The following is a 13,976-nucleotide window of genomic DNA, read 5'->3' as shown; positions in this document are numbered from 1 at the left end:
CAGGCCGAGCCACGCCTAATGCCCGGATTCGAGGGCGGTTTCCCCAGCAAGCGAGGGACAGCCATCTGGCCCGTTTCCCAAGGCGGGATTATGGCGGAATCAGCGGCCGGAGAGATATTTATTCCCCGGCGGACAAACACAGTCGGCTCAGAGATTGGCCTTGCTGGCTGCCGTTGAGGGCTTCACCTCGACCGGGGTGGTCGGGGCGGCGTTGACCGGCTGCTCGGCATCGGCCGCGGGCTTGGCCTCGGCGGGCGCGGCGTCGCTCCTGGCGGTGTCGGCCTGCGCGGTCTTCACGCCTCGGGCGGCGGCAAGCGAGGCATGGCCGCCCGGCCCCGGCATGGGAAGCACCCGCTGCTCGTTCGAGGACTTCTTGGGAAGGGCCTCCGGCGGCACGTCCTTGAGCGGCTCGACGGGGGTGGGCGGCGTGAGCTGCGGTGTGGGCGCCGGCGGCTCCGTCCCCCCGCGCAGCACCTCGTCGGAATGTCTGGCGGCTGCCCGGTCGGCCGCGAGCCCGTTGGCGATGTCCTTTTGCTGGGCGGGCGAGGTCGTTGCCGGCTTTGCGTTCGGCACGTTCGCGAGCGCCGGGAAGCCTCCGGCGCCGGAGGGCGATTCGGCCGCCTGCCCGTCGCCAAACACATCGCCCGGCTTTGCCCAGTCGGGCACCGCCGAACAGCCGGCCAGTCCTGCGATCAGAAGGGCTGTCGCCCCGGCCCTGGCGAGAATGCGGCTCATCGAGCCGTCTCCGAACCTGTCGCCCGATCCATGAATGGACATCGTCTATCGCTCCCTACCCTTGCCGTTCCGGCTCCCTGCCGGGCGGCTCCGCGCGTAATGTCGCGCATGCTTACCGGCAGGCGCTGCCGAGCGTATAATATATGGGCGAAACAAAAAACCGTTTGTCGCGTCCGCCGGAGCCCGACCTTCGGCGGCCCGCGGGGAACCGCTGTCAAGGAAATGTCGTGACCCTCAGCGAAGATCGCCCCATGAGCCGGAAGTCGAGCCGCGGGAAGAAGCAGGCTGCCCCGAAACAGGCCGCCCCGAAACAGCCTGAAGACAAGGGCGGTGCCGCGCCCGGCGCCGCCGAGGTGAAGGCCCCCGCTTTTCCAACGCCCGACATCGCCGCCCTCGCCCTCAATTTCATTCAGGCGGCGACGCTCGGCCAGAAGGCCGCCCGGTTGATGGCAGACAATGATGGCAGGGAGGCGGTCGACACCGCGCTTCTCGACCTTCGCCGCATCGGCAAGACCATGCTCGACGTGACCGCGCAATATGTGCGCAACCCGCTCCGGCTGCTCGAAGCGCAGGCGCAGCTGTGGAACGGCTATGTCGGCCTCATGCAATCGGCGACGCGCCGCCTCATGGGCATGGAGGCCGCGCCCGTCATCGAGCCCTCGCGCGGGGACAAGCGCTTCAAGGACCCCGAATGGCAGAGCAATATCGTCTTTGATCTGATGAAACAGTCCTATCTGCTGGCGAGCCAGTGGCTCACCTCGCAGGTTCAGCAGACGGACGGCATCGACGAACACACGCGCAAGAAGGCTGAATTCTACGTCCGCCAGTTCGCCAACGCCTTCTCCCCCTCGAATTTCCTGCTCACCAATCCGGAAGTGCTCCGCACGACGCTTGCCACCAATGGCGAAAATCTCGTGCTCGGCATGCAGCATCTTCTGGAAGACGTGGAGCGCGGCAATGGCCGCCTGCAAATCCAGCAGACCGACATGAAAGCCTTCGAGGTCGGCCGCAACATCGCGCTGACGCCGGGCAAGGTCGTCTATCAGAATGATCTCATCCAGCTTCTGCAATACGAGCCGACGACGGAAAAGGTCCATGAGCGGCCGCTGCTCATCTTCCCGCCCTGGATCAACAAATATTACATTCTCGACCTCACGCCGGAAAAATCCTTCGTCAAATGGGCGACGGCACAGGGCTTCACAGTCTTCGTGGTGAGCTGGGTCAACCCCGATGCGCGCCTCGCCATGAAGAGCTTCGAGGATTACATGTTCGAGGGCGCCTATGCCGCGCTCGACGCGGTCGAAAAGGCGACGGGCGAGAGGGAAGTCAACGCCATCGGCTATTGCATCGGCGGAACGCTGCTCGCATCGAGCCTCGCGCATATGGCGGCCAAGGGCGATGGCCGCATCAAGTCGGCGACCTTCTTCGCGACGCAGGTCGACTTCACCGAGGCGGGCGATCTTCAGGTCTTCATCGACGAGGAACAGATTTCCGGCCTCGAACGGCAGATGGAAGCGACGGGCGGCGTTCTCGAAGGCTCTGCCATGGCGCAGACCTTCAACATGCTGCGCTCGAACGAACTCATCTGGTCCTACGTCGTCAACAATTACCTGCTCGGCCGCGAGCCCGTGCCCTTCGACCTCCTCTACTGGAACGCCGACGCGACGCGCATGCCCGCCAAGATGCACCTCTTCTATCTGCGCGAATGCTATCTCAGGAACCACCTCGCCGAAGGCAGGATGGAACTTGGCGGCGTGAAGCTCGACCTCCGCAAGGTCAAGGTGCCGATCTATCTCCAGTCGAGCCGCGAGGACCACATCGCGCCCTATAATTCTGTTTACAAGGCAACGCGGCTCTTCGGCGGTCCGGTGAAGTTCATCATCGCCGGCTCGGGCCATATCGCGGGCGTCATCAATCCGCCCGCCGCGCGCAAATATCAGTACTGGACGAGCGACGAGCGGCCCCTGACGGGCGACGAGTGGCTCGCCGGGGCGGCGGAGCATCCCGGCTCCTGGTGGCCGGACTGGGAGGCCTGGGTGAAGCCTCACTCGGGACCCCACGTCCCGGCGCGCAAGCCCGGCGACCGCGACCTCAAGGTTCTCGAAGAGGCGCCGGGTTCGTATGTGAAGGTGAAATCGGCCGAGTGATCCGTATTTCGCTGATGCCCCGCGCGAACCCTATGAAAGCCCGAGTGCCCGGATCACGGCCGCCTGATCGAAATAGGGGCGCTCACAGATGATCCTGTCTCCGCCGGACGGGAATTCGAACGTCGCCGCCATCCTTACACGGAATGTTTTTCCTGTCGGCTCGACCACGCGGTCCGCAAGCCTCAACGGCCCGAGATGGGTGCCGGTCAGCCAGAACTCGACCAGGACCGTGTCGCCGTCATGGGCGATGGCGATGATCTCGTTAGCCTGATCGGGAAAGGGTGTGCGCGAAGCCCTGAAATAGCCGCGCACGGCCTCTTCGCCGTCGAACACCGTGCCAGGCCCGTACATCTCGTAACGGGGATGCTCGAAAGTGGCGATGACGGCATCCCAGTCGCAGACGCATTCCAGCGCCATGTGATCGCGTACCGTCTTGAGGCGGCGTTCTGCAAGGTCGTTCATGTTGTCCTTCTCGTCGTTCATTTGATCAGGCGAATCGGATCGCTGCCATCCCAGCCTATGGCTGCCTGCCGGACATGCTCGAAGAACCGTCCCTTGCTGCCGCTGATATCGGACAGCTCGATCACGGTGCCGGGATGAAGCTCCGTATCGAAATAGGCGAAACGGCCCTGGGCCCCGCCGATCTGGCCCTCATGGCCGACCCTGTAGCCGAGCGACAGCGCGCGGTCATAGAGGCCCTGATAATCCGTCGTCCAGAAGGCCATGTGCTGAAGGCCTTCGCGACCGGAGTCGAGAAACTCCTTGTACATCGAGGGCGCATCGTTCCTTTGCTGGATGAGTTCGATCTGAAGGTCGCCGGAATTCGCAAGCGCGATGCTCATTTCGACATCCGAGTCCGCGCCGCGATGCCTGAAATAATCTGTCTTCACCCTTTCGACATAGAACCATGGGCCGATGCCGAGTACGTTGGCCCAATGGTCCATGGCAGCGCGGATATCCCGCACGACATATCCGTTCTGGCGCACCGCGCCGAAAAGACGGCTCATCCGGCCTTCCCTTTCCTCCCGCATCGCTCCGCGCGGGCAATGTTATATGGTATTACATTTCGCGGCATGTTCCCTTCGCGTCAAGCGGAATGTTATAAGGCTTAACATGAGCCGTTCCTCTCCAGCCGCAAAGGCGCCGAACGCCTACCATCACGGCGACCTCCGCGAGGCGCTGATCGATACCGCCATGAGCGAGGTCGAGCGCAACGGGGCGGAAGCCGTGAGTTTCAGCGCGCTGGCGAAGACGCTCGGCGTGTCCCAGGCCGCGCCCTACCGGCACTTCGCCGACCGCGAGGCGCTTCTCGCGGCCGTGGCGACCAAGGCGTTCCGCACCTTCGGCGCCTCGTTCCGGAAGACGGTCGCGCGCCGTTCGTCGAAATCCCGGCTCGCCCGGATCGCCCATGCCTATCTGGATTTCGGCCTCAGCCATGTCGAGCTTTATCGCCTGATGTACGCCTCGCGTCTCATCGAGCGGGCCCCCGTCGGAAGCGAACTCTATTCGGCAGCCGACGCGAATTTCGATCTGGTTCTCGAAGCAATCGATCCCGCGCTGGACGATCTCACGCGCCGGCGCTTTGCACTCCGATTCTGGACCTCGCTGCACGGCGTGGTGATGCTGGCGGAAAAGGGGCTGCTCCCGCCCAAGATCCGCAAGATCAGCATTGCGGACATTCTCGACGATCTCGTTCGGGACACAGAACTGGCCATCGCCTCGAAATTGTCCAATTGCTCCTCACAATGATGGATTTCGGCATCGTATCGCCCGCCATGGCACGGCGCTGACCGCGCCATGAAGACGAGGGGCGCGAGCCTTGATGTGCCCGTCAGCCACTCCCCCCATTCGAAGCAAACCCCTTGTCGCAAAAGCCGCCTAGGCTTTCTCCGCCCGCGCGCCTACTCTCCGTCGCGAAATCGACACATGCGCGCGGGAGACCATCCTGTCCCTCTCCATCACCTTGCTCATTCTTCTCGCCGCGCTGCTCCATGCGGCCTGGAACGCGCTCATCAAATCGAACGAAGACCGGCTGTCGATGATGGCGTTCGTCGCCGGAAGCGGCAGCCTGATGGTGTTGCCGCTCCTGCCCTTCGTGCCTCTGCCGAGCTGGGAGGTGTGGAAAATCCTCATCCTCTCGCTCGTGCTGCATACCGGCTACAAGGTCTTTCTCATCAAGGCCTATACGCATGGCGACATGGGGCAGGTCTATCCGCTGGCGCGCGGCACGGCGCCCGCGATCGTGACGCTGGCGGGTTTTTTCTTCCTCGGGGAGGAACTGCCCGCGCTCTCGACCTTCGGCATCTTCCTCATCATTGCGGGCATCGTCAGCCTCGCCTGGCGCTCGAAGAACGGGCCTCGCGGCGCCTCCGATCCGCGCGCCGTTCTCTACGCGCTCGGCACCTCGGCCTTCATCGCCGCCTATACGCTGAATGACGGCCTTGGCGGCCGGACCGCCGAAACGGCAAGCGCCTATGTGATCTGGCTCTTCGCGCTCGACGGCATCTCGATCACATTGATCGCGCTGTGGCGGCGCGGGCCCTCGCTCCTGCGCCCGCAACGTGCATGGCTCGTCGGCGCGGCCGGCGGCGCGGCCTCGACCGTCGCCTACTGGCTCGTCATCTGGGCGATGTCGATCGCCCCTCTCGGCCCCGTCGCGGCGCTGCGCGAAACGAGCGTCGTCTTCGGCGCGCTCATCTCCGGCCTCATCCTAAAGGAAGGACTGGGCTGGCGCGCCGTCGTCGCCGCCGCGATCGTCGCGGCCGGCGTCATCCTGCTGAAGCTCTGACGCCTAAGCCGCCTCGATCAATCCGTTACGGAATGACTCCACCTTCTCGTTCGGGACGAAGAGATAGTCGGACTTACCCACATAGCCATCGACACAGTGGAAGCTGTATCCCGCTTTTTCGTCGGTCCGGAACACTGCGTATCCGAGCGGCATGATCGAATCGAAGATCTGGCCTGGCTCCGCACCGGCTCGAGCCAGCGCATCCTCTCGCACCTCCATCAGAATGGGGGGACGAAAACGGGACAGGATGTTCGACGCGCCGGACAAGAAGCGCGCCTCCCACCCTTCGATGTCCACTTTGACGAAATCAAGCCGCGTCAGACGTTCCTTCTCGGCAAAGCCATCCAGCGTGGTCAGATGGATCTGATGAGACTTCGCAGGCTGGGTGGCGCCGGCGGAAATATGCGCCAAGCCGAAGCTCAAGCTGCCGCTTGCCTTGATGGGCAGTTGAAGGACTTGCGTGCCTTCCGCATCGGACAGGCCGAAGGGAACGATCGTCACATTAGGGCGCCAGCGAACTGAATGCTTCAGAATCGACAGCGCATAAGCGCCCGGCTCGAACGCATAGACCCGTCCCTCCGGCGCCATGCCGCCAAACAGTTTTGCAAACTGACCGGCATGGGCCCCCACATCAACGACCACTCCATCATGCGGGATCAAGCTCCGCAGACTCCGCGCAAGCGGACGATGATATTGATACGCAACGGCCTTGAACAAATGCGCAACCCACGTCATCCGCTGTCGGATGGTCAGATCCATGATTTTTCCGGGCATGATTCCTCTCCGCACGGCAACATACCGGATTCAGGAGAAGAAAACAGCCTTATGGAACATATGGATCGGAAACCGGAACTGGCGTCCTGCTTCTAGGAGGCGAGTTCGACGCCGGTTCCCTCGTCGATGCCGAGCATGATGTTGAGGCACTGCACGGCCTGCGCCGAGGCGCCCTTGCCCAGATTGTCGAGCAGCGCGACGAGGCGCACCTGCTTCCTGTCCTCATTGCCGAAGACGAAGAGCTTGAGGTTGTTGGTGCCGTTGAGCCCTTCGGGATCGAGCGTCTTCAGAGCCGCGGCCTCTTCAGGCGCCGCCACCGACACGAACCGCTCGCCCGCATAGGCTTCCGCGATCGCCTCGTGAACCTGCGCGACCGTCACATCGCCCGGCAGCGCCCAGAGCTGGAGCGGCACTTCGACGATCATGCCTTGCGCGTAGCGGCCGACGGCCGGCGCAAAGAGCGGCCGGTGCGCAAGCTCGCCATGCACGCGGATTTCCTCGACATGCTTGTGCTCGAGGCCCATCGCATAGATGCGGTAAGGCACATGCGTATAGTTCGGCGAGGTCTCGTCCTCGAACTCGGCGATCATCTGCTTGCCGCCGCCCGAATAGCCGGAAATGGCGTTGACCGTCACCGGCCAGTCGGCGGGCAGCAGGCCACCGCGCACCAGCGGCCTGATGAGCGAGACGGCGCCCGTCGGGTAGCAGCCGGGATTGGTGACGCGCGATGCGCCCGAAATCTCCTGCCGCTGCCGCTCGGTCATTTCGGGAAGCCCATAGACCCAGCCCGGCGTGGTCCGGTGCGCGCTCGATGCGTCGATGACGCGCACGGCCGGGTTCTCGATCAGCCCCGCCGCCTCCTTTGCCGCGTCGTCCGGCAGGCAGAGGATGACGATGTCGGCGCTGTTGAGCGCAGCCTTGCGCGCCGCCGGGTCCTTGCGCACGTCGTCGCCCAGACGGATGAATTCGAGATCCTTGCGCTGGTCGAGCCTGGAGCGGATCTGAAGGCCGGTCGTGCCCGCCTCGCCGTCGATGAAGATTTTCGTGGCCATGCTGCGCTCCGTATCGGTTCGCATAAACAAAAAGGGCGCCTCGGAAAACCCGAAGCGCCCCTGATCGTAATCGCCTCGGGCGATCAGCGCTTCGAGAACTGGAAGCTGCGGCGGGCCTTCGCCTTGCCGTACTTCTTGCGTTCGACGGTGCGGCTGTCGCGCGTGAGGAAGCCGTCCTTCTTCAGCACCGAGCGCAGCGCCGGCTCATAATAGGTCAGCGCGCGCGAAATGCCGTGACGGATCGCACCGGCCTGACCGGACAGACCGCCACCCGCAACCGAGCAGGTGATGTCATACTGGTTGACGCGCTGCGCGGTCACCAGCGGCTGGTTGAGCAGCATGCGAAGCACGGGGCGCGCGAAATAGACGGCGACGTCGCGGCCGTTGATCGTGATCTTGCCGGAGCCCGGCTTGATCCACACGCGGGCCACCGCGTCCTTGCGCTTGCCGGTCGCATAGGCGCGGCCGAACTTGTCGAGCTTCTGCTGACGCTCTTCCGCGGCCTCGGCCTCGATGGCGCCCTTCAGATCTTCGAGCGAATGGGTCTCTTGCGCCATTATGCGATCCTCACATTCTTGCGGTTGAGCGCACCGAAATCGATCTTCTCAGGCTGCTGCGCCTCGTGCGGATGGCTCGGGCCGCCATAGATGTGAAGGTTGCCCATCTGCTTGCGGGCAAGCGGACCGCGCGAAATCATGCGCTTCACGGCGAGTTCGAGCACGCGCTCGGGGAAACGGCCTTCGAGAACCTTCTTGGGCGACGTTTCCTTGATGCCGCCCGGATAGCCCGTGTGGCGGTAGTAGCGCTTGTCTTCGTACTTCGCGCCGGTGAAAACCACCTTGTCGGCGTTCACGACGATGACATGGTCACCACAATCGAGATGAGGCGTGTAGGTCGGCTTGTGCTTGCCACGCAGCCGGTTCGCGATGAACGTCGCGAGACGACCGACGACGATGTTCTCGGCGTCGATCACGATCCACTTCTTCTCGATCTCGGCGGGCTTCGCGGAATAGGTCTTCATGCGAAAAATCCTGCGGAATCTGGAAAAGGGCCGGAAATCGGCCCTCGGACTGGCGCTGCTTCTAAGGGAAGGCGGCCCGCCTGTCAACGGAAAGGGGAGAAAGTGCCCGTCTGGCAGGCACTTTTCATACGCGGTATTTTGATACCGCTATTCCTGCCGGCGCGGCGGGATCGAATAGGTCGAGGTCACATGGGCGACCGCCCCCTCCCCGCCTTCCTGCCACATGGTGACGTCGCCAACCGCGAGCCGCTGACCGAGCTTCAGGAGCTTCGCCTCGGCCAGAATGTCCGCCGGCTCGGGCTTCCGCAGGAAATTGATGTTGAGATTGGTCGTCACCGCGAGTGCGACCGGCCCGATATGGGCGAGCACCACGGCATACATGGCGTAATCCGCCAGCGCCATCATGGCCGGGCCTGAAATCGTCCCGCCTGGCCTCAGGTTCCGGTCGGAATAGCGCAGGCGGAGCCGCGCCGTCATCGGCCCCACCTCTTCAATGACGTTGAGCCGGCCGCCCTCATGCATTTGCGGGAAGGCGGTATCCATGAACCGCTCGAGCTCCGCGACCGTCATGACGGGGTGAGTTTCGCCAGCCATTCCGCTTCTCCCTGCTGTGAGCCTCTCCGGGCCGTTGCCGTCTCACATACAGATGCGCCCTCGCATGGCCAACCGAAATCTGCCGCCCGAGGCCTTGCGCACTTCCCTCTTGCCTCACCCCGCATAATCGCCTGCAATCCTCCCTCGCGGCCATCCGGCCATTCCGTAACGATCGAGAGTGCGTCCCATGTCCCAGCCGGCCTCCCGGCCCGCCGAACCTGTCCTCATCCGCGAGGACCGCGACGGCATCGCAACCCTGACCCTCAATCGCGGCCCGCAGCGCAACTCGCTTTCCGAGGCGCTGATGACGGCGCTGATCGACGAGCTTGCCGCCATTGCGACCGATCCCGCCGTGCGCGTGGTGGTGCTGGCGGCAAACGGGCCCGCCTTCTCGGCCGGCCACGACCTGAAGGAGCTGACCGCGCATCGCGGTGACGCCGATCGCGGCCGCGCCTATTTCCGCAAGATCATGCAGCAATGCAGCACGCTCATGCAGGCGATCGTGCGGCTACCCAAGCCCGTCATCGCGCGCGTGCACGGCATCGCGACTGCGGCGGGCTGCCAGCTCGTCGCGAGCTGCGACCTCGCCGTCGCCGCCGAGGATGCGCGCTTTGCGACGCCCGGCGTCAATATCGGCCTTTTCTGCTCGACCCCCATGGTCGCGCTGTCGAGGAACCTCACGCGCAAGCATGCGATGGAGATGCTGCTCCTTGGCGAGATGATCGACGCGCATCGCGCGGCCGAATTCGGCCTCGTCAATCGCGTCGTGCCCGCGGGCGAACTCGATGCGGCGGTCGCGGAGTTCACGTCGAAGATCGCCGCGAAATCGGCGCTCACCGTTTCGATCGGCAAGGAGGCGTTCTACAACCAGCTCGAAAAGGGCCTCTCCGATGCCTATGACTACGCGGCCGAAGTCATGGTGACGAACATGCTCGCCCGCGACGCGGAAGAAGGCATCGGCGCCTTCATCGAGAAGCGCGATCCCAAATGGGAGGACCGCTGACGGGATGGACCAACGGACCTGCGACCCCGCCGGGCTGCGCGAGATCCTGACCTCGACCAGGGTCATTGCGCTGGTCGGCGCCAGCGCTAACCCCGCCCGCGACAGCAACGAGGTCATGCGCTACCTGCAGGGCCGGGGGTACCGCGTCATCCCGATCAATCCCGGCCTCGCCGGCAAGACGCTCCTTGGAGAGCGCGTTTATGCGACGCTTCGCGACGTTCCCGAACGGATCGACATGGTGGATATCTTTCGCAATTCGGAAGCGGCGGGCGCCGTCTGCGACGAGGCGATCGAGGTCGGGGCGAAGTTTGTCTGGATGCAACTGGGCGTGATAAACGCCGAGGCAGCAGCGAGGGCTGAAGCCGCCGGGCTCAAGGTGGTGATGGATCGCTGTCCGAAGATCGAAATCCCGCGACTGGGCCTCTGAGTTCGTCCGTCGGGCAATCAAAGGGAGAGCCACATGGCTGACTACGGTTTCAATACGCTTGCAGTTCACGCCGGCGCCAAGCCCGACCCGACAACGGGTGCGCGCGCAACACCGATTTACCAGACGACATCTTTCGTCTTCAACGATGTCGATCATGCGGCTTCGCTGTTCGGCCTTCAGGCCTTCGGCAATATCTACACACGCATCACCAACCCCACCACGGCAGTGCTCGAGGAGCGCGTCGCGGCCCTCGAAGGCGGCACGGCGGCGCTCGCCGTCGCGTCGGGCCACTCGGCGCAGTTCCTCTGCTTCCACACGCTGATGGAACCGGGCGACCACTTCGTCGCCGCGAGGCAGCTCTATGGCGGCTCCATCACGCAGTTCGGCCACTCGTTCAGGAAGTTCGACTGGACTGTCGACTGGGCGGATGTCACCGATCCCGCCAATGTGAAGAAGGCGATCGGCCCGAAGACCAAGGCCGTCTTCATCGAAAGCATCGCCAATCCGGGCGGCATCATTGTCGACATTGCGGCCATTGCGGCGATCGCGCATGAGGCGGGCATTCCGCTCATCGTCGACAACACCTTCGCCTCGCCCTATCTCATCCGTCCGATCGAGCATGGCGCCGATATCGTCGTTCACTCGGCGACGAAGTTCCTCGGCGGCCACGGCAACTCGATGGGCGGCATCATCGTCGATGCCGGCAAGTTCGACTGGTCGAAGAGCGGCCGGTACAAGACGCTTTCCGAGCCCTGCGAGTCCTATCACGGCCTCAAGATCCACGAGACCTTCGGCAACATTGCGTTTGCGATCGCCTGCCGCGTGCTCGGCCTGCGCGATCTGGGACCGTCGATCTCGCCTTTCAACGCCTTCCAGATCCTGACCGGCATCGAAACCCTGCCGCTGCGCATGCAGCGTCATTCGGACTCGGCGCTCAAGGTCGCGAAGTTCCTCAAGAACCATCCGAAGGTGACCTGGGTCAATTATGCCGGTCTCGAAGACGACCCCTGCTACCGCCTTCAGCAGAAATATTCCCCGAAAGGCGCGGGCGCCGTCTTCACTTTCGGCGTCAAGGGCGGGTATGAAGCGGGCGTGAAGCTCGTCGATTCCGTGAAGCTCTTCTCGCATCTCGCCAATGTCGGCGACACGCGGAGCCTCATCATTCACCCCTCATCGACCACGCATCGCCAGCTCACCGAGCAGCAGCAGATCGCGGCGGGCGCGGCCCCCGATGTCGTGCGTCTCTCGGTCGGCCTCGAGGACGTCGAAGACATCATCGCCGATCTCGATCAGGCGCTGAACGCCTGATCCGCAACTCGCAAGACGAGCCGATCCCTGGGCAGTTTCATCGTTTCTGAAAACGGTGAAGCTGCCCAAATCTTTTGAGCAGTGCGCTTGAGGCTGTCAGCCCTGCTGGCGGATCTCGCGCAGCCTGTGCGCGTGAACGAGCGCAAGCGTGAGCACGATGAGCGCGCCGGCCTGATGCGCCGCGCCGAGCGGTATCGGCACCGCCCAGAGCAGCGTCCAGATGCCGAGCCCGATCTGCGCCATGACGGCGAGGGCAAGCCATGTCGCGCTGCGCCGGGCCTCGGGGAAGGGCCGCGCCGCATGCCAGTGCCAGAGTGCGAGGATGGCGACGAGATAGGCGACCATGCGGTGATCGAACTGCACGGTGAGCATGCTCTCGAAGAAATTGATCCACCACGGCTCATGCGCGAAAAGACCTGAAGGGATGAAGCGTCCCTCCATGAGCGGCCAGGTGTTGTAGATATAGCCGGCCTTGAGCCCCGCCACGAAGCCGCCAAGAAGCATCTGCACAAAGACGAGCGCCGCAAGGCCGTTCGCCGCGCGCCTGAGGCCCGTGCTCACGACAATAGGCGCGCGATCGCGCCAGAGTCCGAGGGCCGTCCAGAACATGTAGGCATAGATCAGCGTCGCAAGGCCGAGATGCGCGGTCAGCCGGTACTGGCTCACATCGACCCTATGCGTGAGGCCGCTCTTCACCATCCACCATCCGAGCGCGCCCTGAAGGCCGCCCAGAACGAACATGATGGCGAGCCGCGGCGCGAGCGCGCGCTCGACGCGGCGCGTCGCGATGAACCAGAGAAACGGCAGGAGGAATGCAAAGCCGATCAGCCGTCCGAGAAGCCTGTGGCCCCACTCCCACCAGAAGATCGTCTTGAACTCGTCGAGCGTCATGCCCTTGTTGACGAATTCATATTGCGGGATCTGCTGATATTTCTGGAAGGCGTCGGCCCAGGCCGCGTCGCTCATCGGCGGCAGCGCGCCCATGACGGGCTTCCATTCGGTGATGGAGAGGCCCGATTCGGTGAGCCGAGTAAGCCCGCCGACGATCACCATCGCGAAAATGAGCCCCGCAACGCCGAAGAGCCACCAGGCGATCTGGCGCCGGGCCGCGATCTGCCGATCGGAGGCGCTGCCCAATCCCTGATCCGGAGTTCCGGTCTGAACGCTCACCGCCATCTGCGCCCCCTTTGCCGATCGAAGCGGAATGCCTTATCAGAGCACCACACGCCCAGCGACCGGAGATCGAGATGCCCCGCCTGCCCATTCGCGTTCGCAAGCTCATCGGCACCGTGGTGCTTTTGGTCTTTCTTACGCTCTACTCGTTCCTGATCATGACGATCGCCGTCAGCGGCCATCTGCCCGATCACGGTCTGGTACAGTTCTTCTACTATCTGATTGCGGGCGTCGCCTGGGCGTTCCCGGCCCGCTACCTCATGATCTGGATGCTGCGTCCCGACGAGTGAACGCCGGCGTCACGCTCAGAAGAAGTGGCCGGTCTGCGCCTTGTTCAGAGCCGCGATGACGACGAGCATGATGAGGATGGGAAGGATGGTCAGCATGGCACTCTCCATTGACGCCATTATGCGGCCGCTCGACTGCGCCCCGCCGGGGGCATCGGTCGCCACGACGGGCCGCCAGGTAAATGGTCGGAGCGGCCGGATTTGAACCGACGACCCCTTGTCCCCCAGACAAGTGCGCTACCGGGCTGCGCTACGCTCCGACTGAACCGGTATGGAAAGGCCGAGCCCTTCCGAAGGCGCGCGGAATATAGACGTCACTTCCCGAACGGGCAACGCCTCAATCTCGCTTTTTCAAAGGCTTTTTCGTCCTGCGCGGATCGCGCGCGGCGCGGAGGCTCAGTTCTCCCCCTCGTCGCTCTCCCACAGCGTCTCGTCGACCTCATCCTTGAGCGCGATGAGTTCGTTGAGAATGGCGTCGAGCGCCTGGCGCGCGCCCGCGTCGAGCAGGGCGCCGCCTTCCTCTTCGCGCTCCCGCCGCTCGCCGCGCTTCACGGCCTCGCGCGCGCGCTCGGCAAGCGAGGCATCGACCGTGCCCTTGCCCGTTTCGCTCACGAACTTCACGCCCTGTTCGCGAAAGACCTTCTGCACGCCCTTGATGGTGTAGCCG

17 protein-coding genes, 1 tRNA gene and 1 pseudogene are annotated in these 13,976 nt (G+C 63.9%); 7 read left to right on the top strand and 12 right to left on the bottom strand.

The window, feature by feature from the left end:
* Positions 1-147 precede the first annotated feature (147 nt).
* A complete protein-coding gene (locus WBG82_RS06715; protein WP_424422939.1) occupies positions 148-777 on the bottom strand; it encodes a hypothetical protein in 630 nt (209 codons plus the stop codon).
* A gap of 209 nt (positions 778-986) precedes the next feature.
* Here WBG82_RS06715 and phaC point away from each other — a divergent pair, with 209 nt between their 5' ends.
* On the top strand, positions 987-2,882 hold the full coding sequence (gene phaC / locus WBG82_RS06710) for a class I poly(R)-hydroxyalkanoic acid synthase (RefSeq protein ID WP_424422966.1): 1,896 nt from the start codon (positions 987-989) through the stop codon (positions 2,880-2,882).
* 30 nt (positions 2,883-2,912) lie between these two features.
* On the opposite strand, the gene WBG82_RS06705 is transcribed toward phaC, so the two are convergent.
* Positions 2,913-3,344, bottom strand: a complete 432-nt coding sequence (locus WBG82_RS06705; RefSeq protein ID WP_424422937.1) for an ester cyclase — start codon at positions 3,342-3,344, stop codon at positions 2,913-2,915.
* Between the two features lie 17 nt (positions 3,345-3,361).
* Positions 3,362-3,889 carry a VOC family protein gene (locus WBG82_RS06700; RefSeq protein WP_424422935.1) on the bottom strand — a complete coding sequence of 176 codons (528 nt, stop codon included), beginning with the start codon at positions 3,887-3,889 and terminating at the stop codon, positions 3,362-3,364.
* Positions 3,890-3,995: 106 nt separating this feature from the next.
* Here WBG82_RS06700 and WBG82_RS06695 point away from each other — a divergent pair, with 106 nt between their 5' ends.
* A complete protein-coding gene (locus tag WBG82_RS06695) occupies positions 3,996-4,631 on the top strand; it encodes a TetR/AcrR family transcriptional regulator (protein ID WP_424422933.1) in 636 nt (211 codons plus the stop codon).
* A gap of 214 nt (positions 4,632-4,845) precedes the next feature.
* The gene (locus tag WBG82_RS06690) at positions 4,846-5,670 is read left to right on the top strand and encodes an EamA family transporter (protein ID WP_424422931.1); all 825 of its coding nucleotides are present in this window, start codon (positions 4,846-4,848) and stop codon (positions 5,668-5,670) included.
* A 3-nt stretch (positions 5,671-5,673) separates the two neighbouring features.
* On the opposite strand, the gene WBG82_RS06685 is transcribed toward WBG82_RS06690, so the two are convergent.
* The 5 genes from WBG82_RS06685 to WBG82_RS06665 all read right to left on the bottom strand — a co-directional run bounded on the left by WBG82_RS06685 (position 5,674) and on the right by WBG82_RS06665 (position 9,111).
* Positions 5,674-6,429, bottom strand: coding sequence for an FkbM family methyltransferase (locus tag WBG82_RS06685; RefSeq protein ID WP_424422928.1), 756 nt, complete (start codon positions 6,427-6,429; stop codon positions 5,674-5,676).
* Positions 6,430-6,536: 107 nt separating this feature from the next.
* Positions 6,537-7,496, bottom strand: coding sequence for an N-acetyl-gamma-glutamyl-phosphate reductase (gene argC / locus WBG82_RS06680; RefSeq protein WP_424422925.1), 960 nt, complete (start codon positions 7,494-7,496; stop codon positions 6,537-6,539).
* 83 nt (positions 7,497-7,579) lie between these two features.
* Complete coding sequence (rpsI, locus tag WBG82_RS06675; RefSeq protein ID WP_424422922.1) at positions 7,580-8,053, bottom strand: 30S ribosomal protein S9; 474 nt, start codon at positions 8,051-8,053, stop codon at positions 7,580-7,582.
* Entirely contained in the window at positions 8,053-8,517 is a 465-nt protein-coding gene (rplM, locus tag WBG82_RS06670; protein ID WP_324297344.1) for a 50S ribosomal protein L13, read from the bottom strand. Before rplM ends, rpsI begins: the two co-directional genes overlap by 1 nt.
* A 147-nt stretch (positions 8,518-8,664) precedes the next feature.
* Positions 8,665-9,111, bottom strand: a complete 447-nt coding sequence (locus WBG82_RS06665) for a PaaI family thioesterase (protein WP_424422918.1) — start codon at positions 9,109-9,111, stop codon at positions 8,665-8,667.
* Positions 9,112-9,298: 187 nt separating this feature from the next.
* Between WBG82_RS06665 and WBG82_RS06660 the strand changes: the two genes are divergently transcribed.
* The 3 genes from WBG82_RS06660 to WBG82_RS06650 are packed head-to-tail and all read left to right on the top strand — an operon-like array spanning position 9,299 to position 11,849.
* Positions 9,299-10,114 (top strand): enoyl-CoA hydratase, encoded by an 816-nt coding sequence (locus tag WBG82_RS06660; protein ID WP_424422916.1) that lies wholly within the window; start codon positions 9,299-9,301, stop codon positions 10,112-10,114.
* A 4-nt stretch (positions 10,115-10,118) separates the two neighbouring features.
* Positions 10,119-10,541: a CoA-binding protein gene (locus tag WBG82_RS06655; RefSeq protein ID WP_424422913.1), complete on the top strand. Its 423-nt coding sequence runs from the start codon at positions 10,119-10,121 to the stop codon at positions 10,539-10,541.
* A gap of 33 nt (positions 10,542-10,574) precedes the next feature.
* A complete protein-coding gene (locus WBG82_RS06650) occupies positions 10,575-11,849 on the top strand; it encodes an O-acetylhomoserine aminocarboxypropyltransferase (protein WP_424422911.1) in 1,275 nt (424 codons plus the stop codon).
* 96 nt (positions 11,850-11,945) lie between these two features.
* Here WBG82_RS06650 and WBG82_RS06645 read toward each other — a convergent pair whose 3' ends face one another.
* Positions 11,946-13,025: a COX15/CtaA family protein gene (locus WBG82_RS06645; RefSeq protein WP_424422909.1), complete on the bottom strand. Its 1,080-nt coding sequence runs from the start codon at positions 13,023-13,025 to the stop codon at positions 11,946-11,948.
* Positions 13,026-13,096: 71 nt separating this feature from the next.
* Here WBG82_RS06645 and WBG82_RS06640 point away from each other — a divergent pair, with 71 nt between their 5' ends.
* The gene (locus WBG82_RS06640; protein WP_324297338.1) at positions 13,097-13,312 is read left to right on the top strand and encodes a DUF2842 domain-containing protein; all 216 of its coding nucleotides are present in this window, start codon (positions 13,097-13,099) and stop codon (positions 13,310-13,312) included.
* A 15-nt stretch (positions 13,313-13,327) separates the two neighbouring features.
* On the opposite strand, the gene WBG82_RS06635 is transcribed toward WBG82_RS06640, so the two are convergent.
* The 3 genes and pseudogenes from WBG82_RS06635 to WBG82_RS06625 form a co-directional block, all read right to left on the bottom strand.
* Positions 13,328-13,474: a hypothetical protein gene (locus tag WBG82_RS06635; protein WP_424422907.1), complete on the bottom strand. Its 147-nt coding sequence runs from the start codon at positions 13,472-13,474 to the stop codon at positions 13,328-13,330.
* An 18-nt stretch (positions 13,475-13,492) separates the two neighbouring features.
* Positions 13,493-13,569, bottom strand: a tRNA-Pro gene (locus WBG82_RS06630).
* Positions 13,570-13,705: 136 nt separating this feature from the next.
* Positions 13,706-13,976: pseudogene (locus WBG82_RS06625) on the bottom strand (MerR family transcriptional regulator); the annotation flags it as partial.

This window comes from Parvibaculum sp. (genome assembly GCF_049671045.1).
Taxonomy (GTDB): domain Bacteria; phylum Pseudomonadota; class Alphaproteobacteria; order Parvibaculales; family Parvibaculaceae; genus Parvibaculum.
Note: the sequence above shows the minus strand (reverse complement) of the source record. Positions and strands in the feature narration are given on the sequence as shown.